Source organism: Flavobacterium sp. AG291, assembly GCF_003350375.1.
Lineage (GTDB): Bacteria > Bacteroidota > Bacteroidia > Flavobacteriales > Flavobacteriaceae > Flavobacterium > Flavobacterium suzhouense.
In genome coordinates, this window is the sequence record NZ_QQAR01000002.1 from 392,202 (window position 1) to 414,681 (window position 22,480).

Annotated in this window: 19 protein-coding genes and 1 riboswitch; of the genes, 9 read left to right on the forward strand and 10 right to left on the reverse strand. The window is 37.4% G+C overall.

Translation table 11 applies throughout. The features are described 5' to 3' along the window. The first annotated feature begins 19 nt into the window (after positions 1-19). Complete coding sequence (locus tag DEU42_RS03810; RefSeq protein ID WP_114756939.1) at positions 20-1,438, forward strand: alkaline phosphatase; 1,419 nt, start codon at positions 20-22, stop codon at positions 1,436-1,438. Between the two features lie 35 nt (positions 1,439-1,473). On the opposite strand, the gene DEU42_RS03815 is transcribed toward DEU42_RS03810, so the two are convergent. Together DEU42_RS03815 and DEU42_RS03820 are read right to left on the reverse strand one after the other, a co-directional pair. Next, entirely contained in the window at positions 1,474-2,412 is a 939-nt protein-coding gene (locus tag DEU42_RS03815; protein ID WP_114756940.1) for an NAD(P)H-dependent flavin oxidoreductase, read from the reverse strand. Positions 2,413-2,440: 28 nt separating this feature from the next. Then, the gene (locus DEU42_RS03820; RefSeq protein WP_114756941.1) at positions 2,441-4,036 is read right to left on the reverse strand and encodes a S8 family serine peptidase; all 1,596 of its coding nucleotides are present in this window, start codon (positions 4,034-4,036) and stop codon (positions 2,441-2,443) included. Between the two features lie 209 nt (positions 4,037-4,245). Here DEU42_RS03820 and DEU42_RS03825 point away from each other — a divergent pair, with 209 nt between their 5' ends. The 3 genes from DEU42_RS03825 to DEU42_RS03835 all read left to right on the forward strand — a co-directional run bounded on the left by DEU42_RS03825 (position 4,246) and on the right by DEU42_RS03835 (position 7,906). Continuing rightward, positions 4,246-5,103 (forward strand): DMT family transporter, encoded by an 858-nt coding sequence (locus DEU42_RS03825; protein ID WP_114756942.1) that lies wholly within the window; start codon positions 4,246-4,248, stop codon positions 5,101-5,103. 110 nt (positions 5,104-5,213) lie between these two features. Next, positions 5,214-5,326, forward strand: a riboswitch (SAM riboswitch). Positions 5,327-5,470: 144 nt separating this feature from the next. Beyond that, positions 5,471-6,652 (forward strand): trans-sulfuration enzyme family protein, encoded by a 1,182-nt coding sequence (locus tag DEU42_RS03830; protein WP_114756981.1) that lies wholly within the window; start codon positions 5,471-5,473, stop codon positions 6,650-6,652. 12 nt (positions 6,653-6,664) lie between these two features. After that, positions 6,665-7,906, forward strand: a complete 1,242-nt coding sequence (locus DEU42_RS03835; protein ID WP_114756943.1) for a homoserine dehydrogenase — start codon at positions 6,665-6,667, stop codon at positions 7,904-7,906. Between the two features lie 77 nt (positions 7,907-7,983). Here the strand turns inward: DEU42_RS03835 and DEU42_RS03840 are convergent, their stop codons facing one another. Next, on the reverse strand, positions 7,984-8,583 hold the full coding sequence (locus DEU42_RS03840; RefSeq protein WP_114756944.1) for a DUF1684 domain-containing protein: 600 nt from the start codon (positions 8,581-8,583) through the stop codon (positions 7,984-7,986). A gap of 74 nt (positions 8,584-8,657) precedes the next feature. On the opposite strand from DEU42_RS03840, the gene DEU42_RS03845 reads away from it, so the two are divergent. From DEU42_RS03845 to DEU42_RS03860, 4 genes are all read left to right on the forward strand, one after another. Further along, entirely contained in the window at positions 8,658-9,884 is a 1,227-nt protein-coding gene (locus DEU42_RS03845) for an MDR family MFS transporter (RefSeq protein WP_114756945.1), read from the forward strand. Positions 9,885-9,999: 115 nt separating this feature from the next. After that, on the forward strand, positions 10,000-10,359 hold the full coding sequence (locus tag DEU42_RS03850) for a BlaI/MecI/CopY family transcriptional regulator (RefSeq protein WP_114756946.1): 360 nt from the start codon (positions 10,000-10,002) through the stop codon (positions 10,357-10,359). Position 10,360: 1 nt separating this feature from the next. Further along, complete coding sequence (locus DEU42_RS03855; RefSeq protein WP_114756947.1) at positions 10,361-12,349, forward strand: M56 family metallopeptidase; 1,989 nt, start codon at positions 10,361-10,363, stop codon at positions 12,347-12,349. 140 nt (positions 12,350-12,489) lie between these two features. Then, positions 12,490-14,097, forward strand: a complete 1,608-nt coding sequence (locus DEU42_RS03860) for a class I SAM-dependent methyltransferase (RefSeq protein WP_114756948.1) — start codon at positions 12,490-12,492, stop codon at positions 14,095-14,097. 23 nt (positions 14,098-14,120) lie between these two features. On the opposite strand, the gene DEU42_RS03865 is transcribed toward DEU42_RS03860, so the two are convergent. Further along, positions 14,121-14,522 (reverse strand): acyl-CoA thioesterase, encoded by a 402-nt coding sequence (locus tag DEU42_RS03865; protein ID WP_114756949.1) that lies wholly within the window; start codon positions 14,520-14,522, stop codon positions 14,121-14,123. 115 nt (positions 14,523-14,637) lie between these two features. After that, positions 14,638-15,048, reverse strand: coding sequence for a DUF1842 domain-containing protein (locus DEU42_RS03870; RefSeq protein ID WP_114756950.1), 411 nt, complete (start codon positions 15,046-15,048; stop codon positions 14,638-14,640). A gap of 228 nt (positions 15,049-15,276) precedes the next feature. On the opposite strand from DEU42_RS03870, the gene DEU42_RS03875 reads away from it, so the two are divergent. Beyond that, complete coding sequence (locus tag DEU42_RS03875) at positions 15,277-15,744, forward strand: hypothetical protein (protein WP_233506616.1); 468 nt, start codon at positions 15,277-15,279, stop codon at positions 15,742-15,744. 62 nt (positions 15,745-15,806) lie between these two features. Here DEU42_RS03875 and DEU42_RS03880 read toward each other — a convergent pair whose 3' ends face one another. The 5 genes from DEU42_RS03880 to DEU42_RS03900 form a co-directional block, all read right to left on the reverse strand. Then, entirely contained in the window at positions 15,807-18,908 is a 3,102-nt protein-coding gene (locus DEU42_RS03880; RefSeq protein ID WP_114756952.1) for an efflux RND transporter permease subunit, read from the reverse strand. 10 nt (positions 18,909-18,918) lie between these two features. Further along, positions 18,919-20,010: an efflux RND transporter periplasmic adaptor subunit gene (locus tag DEU42_RS03885; protein ID WP_114756953.1), complete on the reverse strand. Its 1,092-nt coding sequence runs from the start codon at positions 20,008-20,010 to the stop codon at positions 18,919-18,921. Between the two features lie 3 nt (positions 20,011-20,013). Then, on the reverse strand, positions 20,014-21,279 hold the full coding sequence (locus DEU42_RS03890) for a TolC family protein (RefSeq protein ID WP_114756954.1): 1,266 nt from the start codon (positions 21,277-21,279) through the stop codon (positions 20,014-20,016). A gap of 140 nt (positions 21,280-21,419) precedes the next feature. Then, positions 21,420-21,809, reverse strand: a complete 390-nt coding sequence (locus DEU42_RS03895) for a hypothetical protein (RefSeq protein ID WP_114756955.1) — start codon at positions 21,807-21,809, stop codon at positions 21,420-21,422. 143 nt (positions 21,810-21,952) lie between these two features. Beyond that, positions 21,953-22,480, reverse strand: a 528-nt coding sequence (locus DEU42_RS03900) for a T9SS type B sorting domain-containing protein (RefSeq protein ID WP_147278055.1), incomplete at its 5' end; no start/stop codon positions are given.

Genomic DNA, 22,480 nt, shown 5'->3' on the forward strand with positions numbered 1-22,480 from the left:
GCTTTCTAATTAATTTACAATGAACAGAAGAAAGTTTTTCAGAAATGGATCGCTATTTACACTCGGAACGGCATTAATCAATCCGTTTGAGAGTACTGCAAGCATTCTTGACCTTCAAACTATAAATAAAAATAAAAAGGCTAAGAACATTATCTTTATGGTTAGCGACGGTATGAGTACCGGAACCCTTAATATGGCCGATCTTTACCTGAACCGCAAAACCGGAAAAGGCTCTAACTGGCTACAGTTGTATAAAGAACAACGCATAAACCGTGCACTGATGGATACTGCTTCGGCCAGCTCAATCGTAACCGATTCATCGGCAGGAAGTTCTTCATGGGGAGGCGGCTTCAGGGTGAACAATGGTTCCTTAAACGTTGGTCCTAATGGTGAAATGCACATGCCTATCTGGCAAAAATTTAAGAAAGCAGGTAAAATGGCCGGCTGTGTAACCACAGTACCTATTACGCACGCTACACCTGCCGGATTCTGCGTAAACAGCAAAAGCCGCAACGCACAGGAAGATATTGCCGAGCAATACCTTGAGCTTGGCTTTGACATCATGATGGGTGGCGGCAATAATTACTTCAGTGCCGATATCCGAAAAGATAAGAAAGACATTTACGCACTATATAAAGCTAAAGGCTGGCAGATAGCACGTAACCGTCAGGAAATGATGGCTGCTGATAACAGTAAACCTTTACTAGGCGTATTTGCTGATGACGGACTTCCATACAACATTGACAGAACTAATGACAAAGCATTAACAGACAGCACTCCTACCCTGGCAGAAATGGCTCAGAAAGCTATTGACCGAATGAAAGGAAACAAAAACGGCTTCGTACTTCAGATTGAAGCCGGTAAGGTAGACTGGGGTGCACACGCTAACGACATAGGCGCATTACTATACGATCAGGTAGCTTTTGACGAAGCTATTAAAGTAGCGATAGACTTTGCCTCAAAAGACGGTGAAACCCTTGTTATCATCACTACCGACCACGGTAACGCTAACCCGGGAGTTATTTATGGCAAGGATGCCAATAATAACTTTGACAGCATTCAGAAATACACTCACACTAACGAATGGATACTGAACAGCATTAAACCTGACAATACAATCGCTCAGGTTAGAGAAATTGTGGAAAGTGCAAATGCAACTGCTATTTCTGAAGAAGATGCAAAAACTGTACTTACATATTATGACGGACTTCATAAGGAAGAAGGCGGATTGTACAATTACAAAAAAGTACCATTCAAAACCTTTGCACAGATACAACAAAAACATAACTCAGTAGGTTGGATAAGTATGGATCACTCGGCCGATTATGTAGAACTGGCAATGTTTGGCCCGGGCAGCGAACTGCTTAAGCCTTTCGTTAAAAATACCGACCTGCACTACCTGATGCTTCAGGCTGCAGAAGTAGAAAACAAGTTTTAAAATAAGGGCTGTTAAAAAAACAGCCCTTATTTTTTTTATAAACTCACAGCTTCCTGTTTTACTCTCTCAAAATCTGTAATGATATCATTCAGGATTTCAGCGGCGGGTTTAATATCATGGATAAGACCGGCAATCTGTCCTATTTCAAGCTCTCCTTCTTCAAGATCTCCTTCAAACATACCCTTTTTAGCACGGGCACGGCCTAATAAAGCTTTCAGGTCATCTACAGTTGGCGCTTTTGCATACAATGCTACTACATCATGAAAGAACTTATTCTTTATCAATCGCACCGGAGCCAGTTCTTTTAGCGTTACATGCGTATCGCCATCCTGGGCATCCACAATTGCCTGTTTAAAGTTATCATGCGAAGACGACTCTACCGAAGCCGCGAAACGGCTTCCTACCTGAACACCGTCGGCCCCGAGTATCATGGCTGCAAGCATACCACGACCAGTAGCAATTCCACCGGCAGCAATAAGCGGCACAGTAAGCTGCTCCTTGACCATTGGAATAAGCGTAAACGTAGTAGTCTCCTCTCGCCCATTATGGCCTCCTGCCTCAAAACCTTCAGCTACAACAGCATCTACTCCAGCTTCCTGAGCTTTAAGGGCAAATTTCACACTGCTTACCACATGCACCACCGTAATACCTTTTTCTTTCAGCCATACTGTCCATGTTTTAGGATTTCCGGCAGAAGTAAATACTATATTTACACCTTCCTCAACAATGATATTCATTATCTCTTCAATATTCGGGTACAGCATTGGTACGTTTACCGCAAAAGGCTTATCCGTTGCTTTTTTACATTTCTGTATATGCTCTCGTAACACTTCCGGATACATAGACCCTGCACCGATTATACCAAGTCCGCCGGCATTACTCACGGCACTTGCCAGTTTATAGCCACTTGCCCATATCATGCCTGCCTGTATTACAGGATACTGAATATTAAAAAGTTGGGTTATTCTGTTCATTAAATTTATTTAGTTAGTATTTGTTTGTCTATTGTTTAATAATCCTTCCTTTTTGTGATGTGCCTTCCATACTATAGCTGTAAATGCCTGTAGCCAGTTGGGAAATATCAAATGAAGGATTGGCTAAGGTAACATTTTGCTGCGAAACCCTTTGCCCTAGCTCATTAAAAATAGTTACCGTTGTTCTTTGGATATTTTTAGGAAAAAGCAGATGTACTATATCATTAGCAGGATTTGGGTATACTATAAAATTCCCATCGGTAAGTCCCATAGCTTTTTGCATTGCAAGGCTAAAATCAGGAATACCGTAACCGTATTGATTATTGGGCTCACTATACCTGTCAGCAGACTCTTTTATGAGTTCACGTAATTCTGTATTGGTTTTATCAGGTAATGCCTGCCATAAACAAGCAACCAATCCTGCCGTTATAGGGCTCGAAAATGATGTTCCGCTTGCAATGCCAATAGTACCCTCTGGAGTTGCTAAAGTTGCCTGATAACCTTTCGCCATAACATCGGGCTTAATGCGGTTATCAGCTGTAGGACCTATGGAACTAAAACTCACATACATTTCGTTTAGGTCTACAGCTCCAACAGTGAGTACTCCGGGAGCATCTGCTGGAGCTGCAATATGCGGATTTACCGTATTGGCAGAGTTCCCGGCGGAAACCACACAAAATATCCCTCGCGAAACTGCAATGTCAGCACCACGAGTAATAAATGCCGTTTGGCCATCCATTTGTTCGTAAGTATGGCTGTAACGTCCGTTATCATATACAAAATAACCTAATGATGTATTGATTATATCTACACCGAGACTGTCGGCTACTTCTGCTGCTTCTACCCAGTAAGATTCTTCTACCGGATTTTCGCTGGTAGCATCCTCAGTCCTGAAAAGGTAATAAAAAGCATCAGGGGCTGTACCTGTCAATTGCCCCTCTACATAACCTGCCATTGTAGACAATACTAGTGTGCCATGCGTACCTCCCTGATAATAATCCTCAGAACGTGCTACAAAATCATAACCTCCTTTAATCTGACCATTATCCCGCATTCGCTGAAATGGCTGTGTTGTATTTACTCCCGGAAAGCCTGCATCTAACACAGCAATGGTAATTCCTTTGCCTGTGTAATCTGATTGATGCAACAATTGTCCGTTAAGCATTTGTATCTGATTAGCAGAATTTCCGTAATTAAAATCAATTTGTGTTTCAAGATTTTTATTGGCTGACACAACCTGATTTTGAATACTGATTCTTGACGTATTAAGAGATTTATCCGCATAATCAATATGATCTACAAAGCTGTTAGCCTTTAGCAGTTCAATATTGTCTCTTTCACCACGTACATGGATAGCGTTAAGCCATTTCGATTTAGACATGACGGTAACACCGGTCGATTCTTTAATCACATTTAGATAATCTGCATGAATTGGAATATCTTTTTCATCAAGGAGAATATTTTGCCTTGCCCTTCTATCCAAAGCTTTTTGGGATAGCATCTCAGTCGGATTGGCTAAGTAATAATCAGCATCCGGTTTGTCTTTAAAATAAATCCAGGCATCTTCCTGTGCGAAACCTAAAGCACTTGTAAACAGTAGTATCAACAACATAACCTTTTTCATCACTACTCGGATTTCTGCCCAAATTTCAGCAAGTTCCCATTGAGATAAGAGATACAGAATGCTATCATTCCCCGGGATCTGTCATAAATTTGTACTTTAAGCTTATTCATTAAAAGGGGCAATTATCTATCAAATGTACAAAAGAATCGATTAAAAACAGCGATGAATACTACAAAACACTATTTTTGTCTACCAAAAAAACGAATACAATGTTCTTTTTAATACTCAGTATTGTCTGCAGCGTATCTGTAGGCATAATTTTTAAAACGGCAAGACGATATGGTATTTCTCTGACCCAGGTAGTACTATGGAATTACGTTTTTGCTCTGCTTTTTTGTCACCTTTTCTTTAATCCTGATCTAAAACATGTAGACACCAACGCTCCCTGGCAAATTTATTTACCATTAATGGTGTTATTGCCTGCGATATTCCTTTTTCTGGCTTCTTCCATAAACCGGATGGGCATCGTAAAAACAGATGCAGCCCAACGTCTCTCCCTTTTTATACCGATACTTGCTGCATGTTTCATTTTCAAAGAAGATTTTAATTTACTTAAAATTATAGGACTTGGCGTAGGTTTTCCTGCCATTCTTCTTATCCTTTCCAAAAAAGATGAAAACACTAATAAAGAATGGATATACCCTGCCGTGGTTCTCATTGGTTTTGGTATAATAGATGTGCTTTTTAAACAAATAGCCATACAAACCTCACTACCCTTTACAACTTCCCTTTTTGTTGTTTTTTGCGGTGCACTTTTAGTAATCTCTATTATAGCACTGTATAAAATAATCTTTGAAAGAGTTAAAATAGACCTTATAAATTTTGCTTTTGGATCATTGGTAGGCATTTTTAACTTCGGTAATATTCTCTTTTATCTGATGGCACATAAAGAATTTTCAGAAAATCCATCAACGGTTTTTGCTGCCATGAATATGGGAGTAATTGTTCTTGGAAGCCTTGTTGGAATATTCATTTTTAAGGAAAAGTTATCCAAATTGAATTTTTTGGGTCTTTCTTTGGCACTTGTTGCCATAATTTTAATCACCTTTTCTCAGATTTACAAATAAAAAAACCACACTAAAACGTTTTAAATCAGTTAAATAAAAAATATTTTAAATTTTATTTGGTTTTTACATTTTTTGTGACCTAAATTTGCAGCAAGTTCTTTAAAAAATTATTCTTATCCAGAAAGACCGAGGGAATTGACCCTATGACGTCTTGGCAACCTGTTCGCAATCGTGCGTATAAGGTGCCACATTCAACCGTTGCCTGGCAGCGGAAAGATAAGCTTAGAAATTGTACATAATACCACAAAATATTATATGCTCTTCTGACTTATCGGGAGAGCATTTTTTATTTTATGCTCTTTCGATAACTGGTTTTAGGATGTTTTTTACTGACAGAAAAAATTTACAAACTAAAATTAAAAACAAAATGAAAGAGCAAACTCAAATTTTACACAGCATTCCGGTAGATCCACTAACAGGTTCAATCTCTACACCAATATACCAAACTTCAACATTCGTTCAGGATGCACCGGGTGTTCATAAAGGCTACGATTACGCAAGAAGCAACAACCCGACACGTAAAGTTCTTGAAGATACTATCGCTAAACTTGAAAACGGAACAAACGGTTACGCATTTGCCAGCGGGCTTGCAGCTATCGATGCTGTCATCAAACTTCTTGAAGCAGGTGACGAGGTTATTGCAGTAGACGATATTTACGGAGGTGCTTTCAGATTGTTTACTCATATTTACCAGAAATTTGGGATCAGCATCAAATATGTTGACACTACCAATGCACAAAATGTAGCTGATGCAATCACGGATAAAACAAAACTTATCTGGATTGAATCGCCAACAAACCCAACGCTTAAAATTTCTGATATAAAAGCTATTGCAGCTATTGCTAAAGCAAACGATGTACTTCTTTGTGTAGACAACACATTTGCTTCGCCTGCTGCTCAAAAACCACTTACTCTTGGTGCTGATATTGTAATTCACAGTGCTACTAAATACCTTGCCGGACACAGCGACCTTATTGCCGGACTTGTAGTAACTTCAACTCAGGAACTTGGAGACAAAATCAAATTTATTCAAAATGCATCAGGGGCAATACTTGGACCATTTGACAGTTGGTTAGCTATTCGTGGAATTGAAACGCTAACACTGCGTATTAAGCAACATGCCGAGAATGCTCAAAAAATTGCAGAATTCCTGCTGGAAGAAAAACTAATCAAAAATGTTTATTACCCAGGACTGCCATCGCACCACAACCATGAGATCGCTAAAAGCCAGCAAAAATACTTTGGCGGTGTAATTGCTTTCGACCTTGTAATTGATGATAAAGAAATTGCTTCTGCAATTGTTAGCAACACAAAACTGTTTAAGCTTGCAGAAAGCCTTGGTGGAGTAAAAAGTCTTTGCTGTCTGCCTTGTGAAATGACACATAAATCTATCCCGACTGAAAAACGATACAGCTCTGGTGTAACCGATAGCCTTATCCGTTTATCAGTTGGCCTTGAAGACGCTGATGATCTTATTGAAGACCTGAAGCAGGCTCTTGAAATCGCTGTAAAACAAAGTACTAACAAAAACGCAACAGCTGCTGTATAATAGATTTAATTCATGTCAAGAAAAACTTTAAATATAGGCCTGTATGGTTTTGGATGCGTAGGATTTGGTCTTTACGAAGTATTGCAAAAAACTCCCGGACTTAAAGCTAACATCAAAAACATTTGTGTCAAGGACAAAAATAAGCCAAGGGAAATAGGTATCGAAAATTTTACTTTCGATAAAAACGATATACTTAACGATGATGAGATTAACGTAGTTGTAGAACTTATAGATGATGCCGATGCAGCATTTGAAATTGTATCAGAGGCATTGAAAAGAGGTAAAGCAGTAGTTTCGGCAAACAAAAAGATGATTGCCGAACATTTTACCGAACTGTTAGAACTACAGGAAAAACACAATGTTCCTTTGCTTTATGAAGCTGCTGCATGCGCCAGTATTCCAATCATCAGAAATCTTGAGGAGTACTATGATAATGACCTTTTAGAATCTATTGAAGGAATTGTAAATGGTTCTACCAATTATATTCTGACCAAGACCTTTGCAGAGAACCTGTCGTATGATGATGCACTTAAACAGGCACAGGATTTAGGTTTTGCTGAAAGCAACCCTATTCTTGACACAGGCGGATTTGATGCTAAATACAAGTTACAGATACTGTTAGCACATTCATTTGGTTATATTGCCAAACCAGCCGATATTTTCAATATAGGAATTGATAACATAGGCCCTCTTGAGTTAAAATATGCTAAAGAAAAAGGGCTTAAGATAAAACTGATAGCACAGGCTTTTAAAGGAAGTAAAGGTGAATTATCAGCTTTTGTGATACCTAAATTCGTATCGTCTGAAGAAAGGCTGTTTAACGTAGATGATGTATTTAACGGAGTACTTACCAAAACAAGCTTTGCCGATACACAATTCTTCGTAGGAAGAGGCGCGGGTGCTCATCCAACGGCTTCGGCTGTGTTATCAGATATATCTGCTCTTAGTTACGATTACAAATATGAATATAAAAAGATAAACCAAAAGGAAAACCTTGTTCTGTCTGACGATGTAAACCTTAGCGTATTATTAAGACACAAAAAAGAAGACGCAGATACCTTTAAAAAACAGTTTCTAACTATTGATGAAGCTTACACTAACAATGAGTCGGGTTATATTACCGGTACTATAACACTTAAAAATCTGAAAGATATACAGGCAGGTAATACCGGTGACAGATCGTTCATACTACAACACGTTGTTACCGAACAAGAAACTGCTGCACAACAAAATGAAATTGCTGTTCAAATATAAACTACTACTATCCACAACCAAAAAAAGCTATGAAAAAGACAAACCCTATCCGCCGCCGCGGATGGGGTTTTGTTATTTTAATGATCATATGCTTTTACTCCTGCCTTAACTTCTACCTGAAGATCGTTTTGAGCAGGCGGTATAGGACATGAATATTTATGATTGTAAGCACAGTATGGATTATAAGCTGTATTAAAATCAATCATCATTTTATCAGTATCCGGTTTTTGCAGGTCTATATACCTCCCTCCGCCATAACTACCATTACCCGAAGTGAAATCAGTAAAAGGCAAGAACAAATAATTTTTAAACTCTTCTTTTTTTGATAGATCAATATTTTGAAAAACATCCAGCTTGCATTGTTTCCCCTGTAATGTAAAATACAACTCTCCATACTTAACATACATAGGTTTTCTATCAGTTGTTGTAGGCATTGCAAAAGGTTTTTCATCTGGTGTACGTACGAATTTTGCCTCTACGCAATAAGCCATATCTACAGGATAAAAATCCAGCGATTTGAATTTCTTAAGATCTTTGGGGGTTAATGGTGATTCCAAAGGGTCTGCATATTCCTTGTTCAGTTGCTCTTGATATTTCCTGGAATTTTCGATACTGCAATCCTGTGCTTTGAGTACTATAAATGAGAATAATGTAATGGTTGTAAAAAAGAGTTTCATCTGTATGAGGTTTCTGCAAAAATAATTATTTAGGCACACTAACATTTGTAAATTTGTAGAAATCAATCAAACAAATGCTTCAGCAGGCTTTCACCCGTTACATAAATAATTTTAGAGGATTTACCAGAGAAGTATGGATACTCGCCATCATTACTTTCATTAACCGTGCCGGTACTATGGTATTCCCTTTTCTTTCAAAATACCTTAATGAAGACCTGCATTTTAGTCTGGATCAGGTGGGATGGGTTATGGTTTGTTTCGGTTCTGGTTCTATGATTGGTTCTTGGTTAGGCGGTAAATTAACCGATAAGATAGGCTTTTATAAGGTAATGGTGTTCAGTATGCTTGTCAGTGGAGCATCTTTCTTTATTATAGAACACATTAACACATTTCCCGGACTGTGTATTGCCATGTTTAGCATTATGATTATTGCGGATATGTTTCGACCTGCAATGTTTGTTTCTCTGGGTACTTATGCTAAACCCGAGAACCGTACCAGAGCATTTACCCTTGTGCGACTTGCTGTAAACTTTGGCTTTATGGCCGGACCGGCAATGGGCGGACTAATAATATTAGGAATAGGTTATAAAGGTTTGTTTTGGGCCGATGGAACATCGTGCATCATCTCCATACTTATCTTTATGTTTTTGGTCAAAGAAAAAGAAAGATTAAAACCGGAAGCTGTTACAGTAGATGAAAGCAAAATTGAACGTTCTATAAAAAATGATAAGCTTTACTGGCTTTTTCTGTTTTGCAGTTTTATTACGGCAACAGTATTTTTCCAGCTCTTCTCTACTTTGCCTTTATACCATCATAAGCAATACGGTCTTTCAGAGTTCCAAACCGGTTTACTCATGTCCTTTAACGGATTCCTGGTATTACTCTGCGAAATGCCTATCGTAGGTTATGTAGAACGTAAGGGAATCCAAAAAATAAAGGTAATTGCTCTGGGCGCATTTTGTATGGGTTTAAGCTTTTATGCATTGTTATTTGAAGGATGGGCAGGCATACTTATTATTAGCATGTTTATAATATCCTATGCCGAAATGTTTAATTTTCCTTTTTCTAACGGATTCGCCATGAACCGTGCTCCCCGCGGACGTGAAGGCCAGTACATGGCATATTACACAATGATGTTCAGCCTCGCGCATATTGTAAGCGGTAAGACCGGACTTGCCATTATTGCCTATTATAAAGAAGATGGATATTTTGCCAATTGGATCTTTATGGGTACCTTAGCTATAGTAGCAACATTATCACTACTTTGGCTCCATAAAAAATTACTTTCTGAAAATACTTAAAAGCTTTTTTAAAGGTTATCATACAATAAAAAACTATCATTTTAGTTATTTAACTATAAATTTAGTTGTGTAACTAAAAAAATAGTTTTAAGTTTGGAATACTAAATATGATACCATGCAAAAGTTGACCAATAAAGAAGAAGAGATAATGCACATTTTGTGGAAGCTTGAAAAAGCCTTTGTAAAAGATGTACTAATGGAAATTGAGGATGACAAACCTCATTACAATACGCTCTCTACTATAATAAGAAATCTTGAAGAAAAGGGTTATGTTAGCCATAATGCATATGGTAACACCCATCAATATTTTCCTTTAGTAACTAAAGAAGAATATAGAAAAGGTTTTATGAGCAATGCTATAGAGAATTACTTTAATAATTCTTACAAGAGCATGATTTCCTTTTTTGCAAAAGAGGAAAAGATTAGCGCCAAAGAGCTTCGCGAGATTCTTGATATGATCGAAAAAAAGGAATGATATGGAAAACTTTATTATATACATATCTAAAGCGTCAGGATTACTTGCCGTATTCTTTATTGCGTACTATGTCTTTTTGAGAAAAGAAACTTTTTTCAATTCAAACAGAGGCTTTTTATTGGCAGGTTTAATAACCTCAACCCTGCTCCCACTAGTAAAATATACCAAAACAATATTTGTAGAGCCGGTTCAGCAATCTATTGTATCTGAGAATATCAGTAATGAGCAGTTACAACAGTATTTGGTAATGCAACAGTTTATGGCAGCTAAACAGGAACCTTTTACCATAAACTGGTATTACATAGTAATAGCAATTTATAGCATAGGGTTACTATTTTTTCTAATGCGCTTTGTTATGGATTTTTTATCCATTCGAAAAATACTCAAAGGAAACAGTATTATAAAGCAAGGCCGTTTCAAACTTATTGATTCCGAAAAGGTACAATCGCCCTTTTCATTCTTTAATTATATCGTTTACAACTCTGCATCGTTACAAACTGAAGAACTTGAAAGTATTTTAAATCACGAGAAAGTACATAGCAGTCAAAAACACTCAGCTGATATGATTATCAGTCAGTTATTCTGTATTGTATTTTGGTTTAATCCATTTGTATGGTTTTATAAAAAAGCCATATCTCAAAACCTTGAATTCATTGCCGATGCGGTTGCCATAAAGCAGCTGAGCGACAAAAAAGCATATCAAAAAACCCTGCTGAAAATTACACTTCAGCCGGAATGTATATCAATCACTAATCATTTTTATCAATCATTAATCAAAAAACGAATCGTTATGTTAAACAAAAAGCAATCAAAAAAACGCAATTCATGGAAATATGGAATTGTACTTCCGGCCCTGGCAGCATTTATCTTAATGTTTCAGGTAAAAGTTGTGGCTCAGGAAAAAGCTACTGAGGTAAATACCAGCTCTCAGGAAAAAACAAAAATTGTTATTACAATTGATAAGAGCACCAGCGACGAAGAACTAAATGCTAACGCAGACATTTTTAAAGATGAATTTGAAGCCGACGTTACATTTAGTAATGTAGCCCGAAATACCTCTGGTGAAATTACTGCTATAAAAGCAACAGTCAAAGACAAAGACCAGTCTCAGGACCACTATGTTAGCGGGACAACTCCAATTAAACCATTTACAATAGAAATGGAAAAGAATAGTAATGCTAATGGCAATATCATTGGTTTTGGAAATCCGAATCCGTTTAATGTTACTGCAAATAAGGCAAGTGTAGCATCAGCTAAAGAAAATGTACCGATTCATACAAATGTTAACTACAACACATCATCTTCTACCGGATATATCAATGGCCCGAATGCTGTAAATCTTTACAAAGGAGCAGTATTTTATGTAAATGGAGTTGAACAAAAAGAAATTGGTGATAATCTTAAAGATTTACAGTTACCAAAAGGCCAGACAATAATGAACATGGCCGTTCTTACAGCAAAAGATGCTAAAAAGAAATATGGAAAGAAAGCTAAAAACGGTGCAGTTGAAATTACTACACAACCAATTCAATCTAATTTTAGCTATTCATATGGCAACAGTGACAATATGAATAACTCATTCAACTTTACTATGCCAAATATGGATGAAGTAATGTCTTTAGCTCTAAATGGCGTAAGTACAGGTATGGATGCATTAGCTAATATTGACTGGCAAAAGAACTTTGCTTTTGAAGGTATTTCTGAAGAAGAACGAAAAGAGATTCAGGATGAGATGAAAAAAGCCCAGATTGAAATACAACAGGCTATGAAAGAACTTCAGATTGACAGACAGGAAATCGAAAAATCAATCAATGAATCTTTAAGAGATTCAGGGGTAAAAGATCATGAAATGAAGCAGGTCATGAAAGAAATGGAGCAGGCAAAACAACAAATGAAAGAAGCTCAGAAACAACTCGAAGCTGCAAGGCTAGACCTCCAAAAAGCAGAAAAGGAAATAGAAAAGAAAAAAGCACTTTCTAAAAAATCGTAACTAAGACAAAATTAATAAGACATATTTAGTTTATTTTTAAAAGCTACCTAAAACAGGTAGCTTTTTATTTTTCAGTAACTGAGAGGAATTCGTTTATTTTAAAAAATTCACTATTTTTGAGTATATATGACCTGTTTATTATGAACGATAAATCCCTACTTAGAAGCTCTATATTCCGACACCTTGATGGATTAGCTGTTGCACCGGTGGCCATAGCTATACAAAAAAAGGGAATTCTCGAAACACTATTGAGCAAAAAGCAAATATATTTATCTGAGCTACTAACAACATATAAAGCAAATGAGGGCTATTTAAATGTTGGATTAAGGGTATTGGCCTCACAGGGATTTTTAGAATATGAAGTAGATAACAATACACAGGAAATAACCATATCGACAAATGAAAAATCACAAATAGCTTTTTCTAATTTTCATCTGTATAAAGACGTAGTTGATTTGCTTCAGTTTTCGACTCACTTTCATCCGCGTCTTTTTGAAGATGCTCCTTTCGAAAAACTAAATGTTATTTTTGAAAAATATAAAGCAAATTATGGGATAGTACCATCGGATGACAAGCTTACAAATACAATTCAGGGACAAATCCTGAAGCATATTGAAGGCTATTTGATAGGTCCTACAATAGTACGACTGGCAATGAACGGAATGTTTCATAAATACTTTATGGAAACTTCTTTCAGGCCTGAGGAGTTTCACAGATCACCTGAAAATTTTAAAAAAATATTAGACTTTTTTGTTCACCTGGGATGGTTTCAGGAAAAAAAAGGCAATTACCAATTTACCGATACAGGTTTGTTCTACGCCAGAAGAGCGAGTGCTTATGGAGTTACTGTATCCTATCTTCCAACATTTGCCAAAATTGAAGAACTGATTTTTGGAGATCCTAATGCATTGCGGATGGTTGCTGAAGGTGAAAATGAAATACATGTAGACCGCGAGATGAATGTTTGGGGAAGCGGTGGGGCTCATGACACTTACTTTAAAGTTATAGATGAGATTCTCGTTAAACTTTTTAACCTGCCTATTGAAGAGCAACCTAAAGGTATTTTAGATATGGGCTGCGGTAACGGAGCATTCCTTCAGCATATTTTTGAGGTAATAGACCGACAAACCTTAAGAGGTAAAATGCTTGATGATTACCCACTGTTTCTTGTTGGTGCAGATTATAATGAAGCAGCGTTAAAAGTAACCAGAGCCAACTTAATTAAGGCTGATATCTGGGCAAAAGTAATTTGGGGAGATATCGGACAACCCCACTTACTTTCTGAGGACTTAAAAGAGAATTACAACATTGATCTGAAAGATTTGCTTAACGTTAGGACTTTTTTAGATCATAACAGAATTTGGGAAGACCCTAAACATATAAACCAAAACAGAATCAGTAAATCTACCGGAGCCTTTGCTTATAGAGGAAAAAGAATCAGCAATAATCTGGTTGAAGACAATCTGCTTGAACATCTTCAAAAATGGTCTCCCTATGTTCGTAAATTCGGATTGTTATTAATTGAGTTACATACTATTGACCCTAAACTCACAGCCAATAATTTAGGCAAGACACCGGCTACGGCTTATGATGCCACCCATGGTTTTTCGGATCAGTATATTGTCGAGATTGACGTTTTCAATACTGTTGCTGCGGAAGCCGGACTATTTCCTGATCCTACAATTTTTAAACGCTTTCCGGATGCTGATATAGCTACTGTCAGCATTAATTTATTGAAGGGGAAATAATCTTTGCTTCCAGAACTATAAAATTATTTAATCGCCGCCAGCCAGTCTTCAGTCGGTGCAACGAGTTTGCGTAATTGTGTGTCGAACAAACCTATTTTCATCTCAACGTCAGAACATATACTGCCTTGCTCATCAACAATCCATTGTCTGATCTTACCTACTTTACCTTCATATTCTCCTGTTTGTGAATATATAGTTATGTTTTCCCTTAAGCCCAGCTCTTTTATAAAACGTATATTTATTTCCAGAATGACAGGCCCCTTTCCAGTAGATCTGATTTTGTCAAGCCCATAACCATTTTGAGTTATAAATTCCCAACGCGCCTCTTCATATATCTGTAAATAAGTAGCATTATTTACATGCCCAAATGTGTCAAGATGAAATTCTTTGATAGTTAGTTTGTATGCAAAAGTTTTGTTTTCCATATGAAAATATTATTCGTGAAATTTAGCCAAAATATTATCTCCCTCCTACATTATTGCTATAAAACAAAAAATCCTCACTAAGTGAGGATTTCTGTAATAGTAAGTAAAGTGATATTTACGCTTTTCTAACATCAACATTTTCTACGTTGTGGTTACCATAAGTGAAACCGCCTTTTCCGTTCCAGTTGTTATCGATAGCCATATGAGCTGAGAACTCTGCAAGGTAAGAACCTATTGCCGGTGGTGGCACAGATTGTACATACTGCCCTTCAAGAGCAACAACCTGAGTTACGTTTCCATAACCGGTTGCACGAATTGTTCCTGTTACGTTTCTTACTACAATGTCTCCTCCAGGGATAGCTTGTGTAATTTCAACAGTTCCCGATACACTGTTAGTAGATGGAACTACCACTAAAGAGAAATGCATTATAGGTGCACCAGGCATCCCAACATTACCCATTGTTCCGTTTACTAAATAAGCACCAATTAACTTGCTTGTTGCTTTTTCTGCTGTAGCTGTACTCATAATATTAAAGTTTTTTTAGTTGTTTCTTACTCATTGGCTTTTCAGATACCGCCCCTTTGATTTAAGTGGTAAGGTTCACTTTTGTCAGGACTAAATTAAATATTTGAGTAGTTCAAAATATGCGTAAAAACACCTGTTTTTCAAAATCCTTTACATCTTAACTTTGAAAATGAACAAATTAACAGCTCTTAATTCATGGAATATAGCACAGGATATCTTCAAAAATGCATGCAGTTTCTTGAAAGTATAGGTATCAAAGTAATAGAAAAAAAATTAGATGACACCTGTTTTCTTCCCGGTCTTTTACTTGGCAGCAATACCATATACATAGACCACGGTAAGATAAAGTATCCGGGGGATATCCTACATGAAGCAGGACATATTGCTGTCACTACACCCCATGAAAGATCACTTATCGGAACAAATGAAATCTCTCAGAACTGGCCTTCACAAGGAGATGAAATTGCTGCTATTCTATGGTCTTATGCTGCTTTAAAACATTTAGATCTACCATGTGAATTCGTTTTTCATAAAGATGGATACAAAGGACATTCGGAATGGTATATTGAAAACTTCACAAATCAAAATTATATAGGCTTACCCCTATTACAATGGTTTGGAATGGCATATTCAAAAGATGACGCTTTTTATGATGAATATTCATTTCCTAAAATGAAAAAATGGATAAGGCAATGAAAAAATCGCCCGAAACATAGTGCTCCGGACGATTCCAAATTAACCAATCAACTAAAACTTTCTTATTCCATCAGGTTCTGATGTTTTTTTCGCATTGCCCAATAAAAGAAATTAGGGAATACTAACAATGTAAATACTGTAGCGGTAACAAGTCCGCCAATGATTGATACTGCAAGTGGTTTCTGCGATTCTGAACCAATACCGGTAGATAAGGCTGCAGGCAGAAGTCCTATAGCGGCCATAAGGGCAGTCATAATAACCGGCCTTGTTCTTGTTTTTACCCCATTAATGATAGCATCTGTCAATGACATCTTCATCTTAAGATTGCTATGGAACTCTGAGACGAGTATTACTCCATTCTGAATACAAATACCCAATAAAGCAATAAAGCCAACACCTGCTGATATACCAAAATTAATTCCCGTTACATGAAGAGCAAGTATTCCTCCTATAACTGCAAAAGGTACATTTACAAGAACCAGTAATGAATCCTTAATGTTAGCAAACATTATGAATAGCAGTACAAATATCAACACTAGTGAAATTGGCACTACCTGAGCTAGTTTCGCACTTGCCCTTATCTGGTTTTCATACTCTCCTGTCCACCCTACTGAATATCCTTCTGGAACTTTAAGGGTTTTGACTTTTGCCTGAGCATCTGCAATCGTACTTCCAAGATCACGGTCACGAACTGAGAATTTAACTCCAATAAAACGTTTGGTATTATCTCTGTAAATAAGCGCCGGACCTGTTTCGGTAGTCAACTCGGCTATTTCCTTAAGCGGTACCTTAGTACCTCTTAGGGTTGGCACCATTAAGTTCATAATATCCTGCTCGTCTTTTCTGTAATCCTTTTGATAACGTAGCCTTATGTCAAACTTCTTCTCACCTTCATATTTCTGGGTAGCCGTTTTACCACCTATGGCCATTTCGATAATACTTTGGGCATCTTGTTTCTGAACACCGTATAAGGCCATTTTTTCTTCATCAAATTTGACGCTTATTCCGGGTTGTCCAAGATTACGAAGCACTCCGACATCTTTAACGCCTTCAACATGTTTTATCTTCTCCATTACTTCATTAGCAAGTTTGTCAAGGGTTTCAAGATCATCACCATATATCTTTACAGCGTTAGATGCTTTAAATCCGGCCACAGCTTCCGCAACGTTATCAACGACCGGCTGCGAGTAATTCCAGGTAATACCCTGGTAACGGCTTAACTTATGGTTCATTTCTTCAATAAGCTCATCCTGGGTAACTCCCCTTTTCCATTCGTCTTTTGGCTTAAGGTCTACCTGAAACTGAAGGAAACCAAACCCATTAGGATCGGTACCATCGTTACTACGCCCGGTTTGGGATAACACATCATCTACCTCCGGAAATTCTTTTAATTCCTTACGGATAATCTTTGCCATTTTTACACTTTCGGTAAGCGAATTACTTATAGGTAACTCGGCTGTAACCCAAAGCGCACCCTCATTAAGTGGAGGAAGGAATTCAGACCCTAAAAAACGTGTTGAAAACAAGGTTAAACCTAATATAACCATAGAAATAATTATAGAAATCTTTTTATTTTTAAAGGTTACATTAAGTCCTTTTGCTACTATCTTATTAAAGAACTCAACAAACACATTGTGCTTCTCTTTTACATTTTTGTTCAGTAATATTGAGCATAGTACAGGTACCAGAGTCAAAGTAAATATCAAAGCTCCCAATAAAGCAAAACCTAAAGTCCATGCCAAGGGAGAGAACATTTTACCCTCTACCTTTTCAAATGAGAAAATTGGCAGTAATGCAGAAATAATGATCAGTTTACTAAAAAAGATCGCTATACCTAATTTAGTACCTGATTTTCTAATTAATCCAAGTTTAGAAAGCTTATTATAGCGTTCCGCACCTATCTTATGCTGGAGTTGGTCTAAGGTCACAAAGAGTCCCTCGACCATAACCACGGCACCGTCGATAATGATACCGAAGTCAACAGCACCCAGAGACAGTAAGTTTGCACTCATTCCCTTTAGCTTAAGACAAAGGAATGCAAACAAAAGTGCCAAAGGGATAATAATGGATACAATAACAGTGGTACGCCAATCGGCCATAAATAAAAATACTATTACTGTAACCAGAATTATACCCTCTACAAGGTTATGGGTTACGGTATGGGTACAATATTCCATAAGCCTGTCACGATCATAAAATGTTTCCATTTTTACATCCTTGGGCAATACATTTTCCTGAACGTATGCAATTTTCTCTTTAAGGCGTGCCAGTACTTCAGACGGGTTTTCATTCTTACGCATTACAACAATACCTTCTACCACATCATCATTACCATTAAGTCCCGCCTGCCCTACTCTTGGAATATTAGATTCGGTAACCTTGGCAATATTCTTAATCAGTATAGGATTTCCTTCAGACTGTGCCACAATAGTATTTTCAATATCAGCACGAGAGTCCAGTAAGCCTACACCACGCACAACATAAGCCTGACCATTTTTCTCAATAATATCGCCACCCACATTTACATTAGCTTTACTAATCGCCTCATAAACTTCAGGAGATGTAAGCTCGTACTTTTGCAATAAAATAGGGTCTATTTCTACTTCATACGTTTTTTCACGCCCTCCAAAAGCTACAACATCGGCAATTCCGGGTACGGCTCTAAGCTGGCGGTCAATTACCCAGTTTTGTATCGTAAGAAGTTCTCTCGTATCTTTTTCCTTACTATTTAAAGTGTACCTGAAAATTTCTCCTGTGGGTCCATATGGCGGCTGAACTTCAGGATCAACGTCATCAGGAAGCTGTACATTCTTTAGCTGATTATTTACCTGTTGTCTTGCAAAAAAATCATCTACATCATCATCAAAAATAATTTTGATTACAGAAAGCCCGAACATGGTTACACTACGCACATTTTCTTTTTTCTGCACCGAATTCATTGCAATCTCTACGGGTGAAGTAACAAATCGCTCAACCTCTTCTGCACTACGGCCAGGCCATTGCGTTACAATTATTATCTGAGTATTTGTTACATCCGGAAATGCTTCCACCGGAATATTTTTATAGCTTATAATACCTGCAATAACTACCAAACCTACCCAAAAAAAGGTAAACAGCTTATTGCGTAGGGAAAACCCTATTATGCCTTTAATTAACTTGTTCATGCTGTTTTATTTAGTCGTTTATAGCGTCGTATATAAGTAAATTGCCTTTCACAATTACCTTCTCTCCTTCCTTCAATCCGCCTTTAAGATATGTCTTATCTTCAAGAGTCCTGTAAATACTAACCTCTCGTGTTTCCACATCATCTTTCGACTTATAAACCATCACAAAATTTTTATTTTTATCAAACACTACAGCTGCCGATGGTACAGCTATATATTTATCATTATCCAAATAATGTACGGTAACCGTCGCATTCATCTCCGGTTTAAGTGAACCATCACTATTAGGAACTTTTATAAGCGCTTTAGCCGCTCTTGTCTGAGGATCAATAACATTAAAAATCTTATCTATTTTACCCGTTATTTTCCTGTCTGGATAAGCAATCGTCTGGATGCTCACATCCTGCCCTTGTTTTATCCTTCCAAGATCGCTTTCATTTACATTTGCCAAAACCCAGACATTATCAAGTTTTGCAATAGTGAAAACAGCTTCATCCCTGTTATTGCTAAGCATCTCATTAGGACTGATATCTTTAGCTACCACATATCCGCTTATAGGTGCATACATATTATAAACAGATCCACTCTTTAAACGATAGATCTTATTTACCTCTGTCATTCTTTCCTTTTCAGCACGAGCTTTTTCAAGCTCTTTTTTAGCCATTACCAGATCTTTTTCAGACGCTAGTTTCCCGTCATACATATCTTTAACACTTTGCAGGTTACGTTCTGCTATACTAACATCGGCATCGGCATCACTGGTCTGGCTCTGAAATCCTGCCACCTCACTACTCTGAATACTGGCAAGCAACTGTCCTTGTTTAACATAATCGCCAAGTTCAGCTTTAATGGTAAGTACGCTTCCTCCAACAACAGGAAACACCTGTGCCATATTGTTGTTTTCTGCAGTTACCTTACCAAACAGCCTAATTTCATTTTGAGCATCTTCCATCTTAGCATCAGCAAAAGTGCTTGTATTAAACATGGTTTGACTCATCACAAACTTTTTCTTCTCATCTGCAGGAGCTTCTTCCTTTTTTGAACAGCTTACAAATGCTGTAGTAAATATTATTATTGGGTATATATATTTAAATGCTTTCATTTCTTAAAAATTGTTGGTTCCTGTTACATAATTAATCTGGGCTGCAGCAAGGGCAAGTTGTTTTTTAACCCTTTCTACTTCTGTTTGCGCTTCATTATAAGCTTCAAAAAAGTCGGCAAATTCAATCATTGAAACATTGCCTTTCTGAAAGTTTGAAGTCATCCCGTTATAAACAGAATCAAAATCATTGTTTATAAGTAAACCAATGTGCTTGTACTCCTCTACGCTTCGGGTATAATTTTGCCATGCGGCCAAAACCTGATTCTTTATTTCAAGCTCTTTATAAGAAGCATTTGTAGTCTGTTGCTCCTGATTAACTTTTGCCGCCTGAATGTTGCCACGATTCCTGTCAAATATTGGAAGAGGTATACCAAGTCCCACATTGTACTGATTCATAAAAGCATCCCCCTGCTGGTTATAGCCACCCCTCAGTGTAATATCCGGAATAGCTGTTCTTTTCTGCAACGAAACATTAAGCTTTGCGGATTCGATTTCCAGTTTTGCCTGATTCATATCCGGTCTGCTTTCAAGCGATTCATTTAATAGCTTATCATAAAACAAAGGCTTTCCGGCGTAAAGGTCAGCATCACCGGCAGTATAAATAGTCTGAGTTGTAGATGTTAATCCTAAAAGAATATTCAGTTTTTGCTGTTCATCAATCAGGACTTTGCTTTCCTCTGACTTATCATTATTAATTTTTACATATACCGATTTTAAACGAACTAAATCCTTAAGCGCAATATTATTTTTAGCTACCTGAATCTCATAACTTGTAATTAGAGATTGTAGCCTATCCAGAAGCTTATTATATTTCTCAATTACCTTTTGCTGGTGGTGAAGTGTATAAAAAGATTCCCATATCTGTAATTGAAGGGTTCGGGTCAAATCGGTAAGTTCGGTCTCAGCAATCTTTTTATCAAGTTTAGCCATTTCAATTTCTTTACGACGTTTGCCTCCTAAAATAATAAGCTGCTCAATACCTGCTGCGAAATTTCCCCTGTTACCTGTTGGAAAATATAAATTGTCCTGAGCCTGATAAGCAATCATATCTGCCGTTACTTCAGGATTAGGATATACTTTTGATTGAATGATTGCGGCATCTGCCTTGCCAATATTATATTGTTGAGCCAACAGCATAAAGTTGTTTTTGAAGAATAGTTCTTCAGCCTGTTTTATAGTAAGCGTAACCGGCTCAGGAGTTTGTGCCATGCCTACTGTCTGGATGAACAAAATTGCTATCCAGACAAAGAATTTACTTTTAAATTCCATGATAAAATTGTTTAAATACTATATATGAATTAGTTATGCCTATTGAGGGGCAAAACATAGATATACCGGATTTACCTCAAAAATGAGCATGTAAAAATTCATCGCAATATATATTGCTATGCCGGAAAAAGTTATAGTATTTAAACCTGAGGAGGTGGAGAAAATATATTCACCAATGGTGAGTTATATATTGGATTGGCATAATGAATATTTGATTGCACAATCCTGAAATTTATTGTAGTAGGTTCACTAAAAACTAAGGCCATCTGCTCTTCAAATAACCAAATCATTTTTTTAGCCATGAATTTATGAGACATCGGAGTTTTTGAATGATGCTCCGGTATGGCGTCGTCCATATTAAGTACATCTTCAACAACAAGCTCTACAACACTATCAATTTCATCAAAGTCTGCATCAACCTTATTGTGTTCAAAAAGCGTATGCGGGTTATCAATACTAAAGTTAAGGATGTGCAATGCCATCATTAACCATAATATTCTATGACCTATATGTACTTTATTAAACTTCATTTCAATATGCAAACATATTATATAAAACCATACACCACACAAATCCTGCCAAAATTATTTTTAAAACGTCATTTTTCTATAAAAATTATAAAGCCCTGTCTTTTATAAAAACAGGGCCTTACTATAATTTTGATTATTTTATATTATCTCTTCAGTGAGAAATGCGATTTAAATTCACGTATCACGGTTGTTGTTCCGTCATATTCCGGGTAGGTAACCGTAAACCAGTAGTCGGTTGCCGGTACCTGTACACCGTTGAAGGTACCATCCCATCCATCACTGTCAGGGCTGATCTGTTTGATCAGTTTGCCGTAGCGGTCGAAGATATAGATGACCGATCCTGTGTCCTGCAGCCCGATGATGTTCCAGGTATCGTGGAAGCCATCGCCATTCGGGGTGAAGAAGTTAGGGTAATCCACAATGCTCGCATCGGTGATCACAAGCTCATCACACGAGTCAGGGTTGGTATCCCTCACCCTTACCGTATGGCTGCCCGGTGCCACATTGCTGAAGATATTGCTATCCTGCCATGGGCCGTTGTCAAGGCTGTACTGGTATACGCCATAACCTTCTACCGTTACTGTTATGGTCTGGTTGTCGCTAAAGTAGTTGGTCACATAATAACCCCTGCCCACTTTAACGGCCGATCCGCTTTTGATCACTACTGCCGC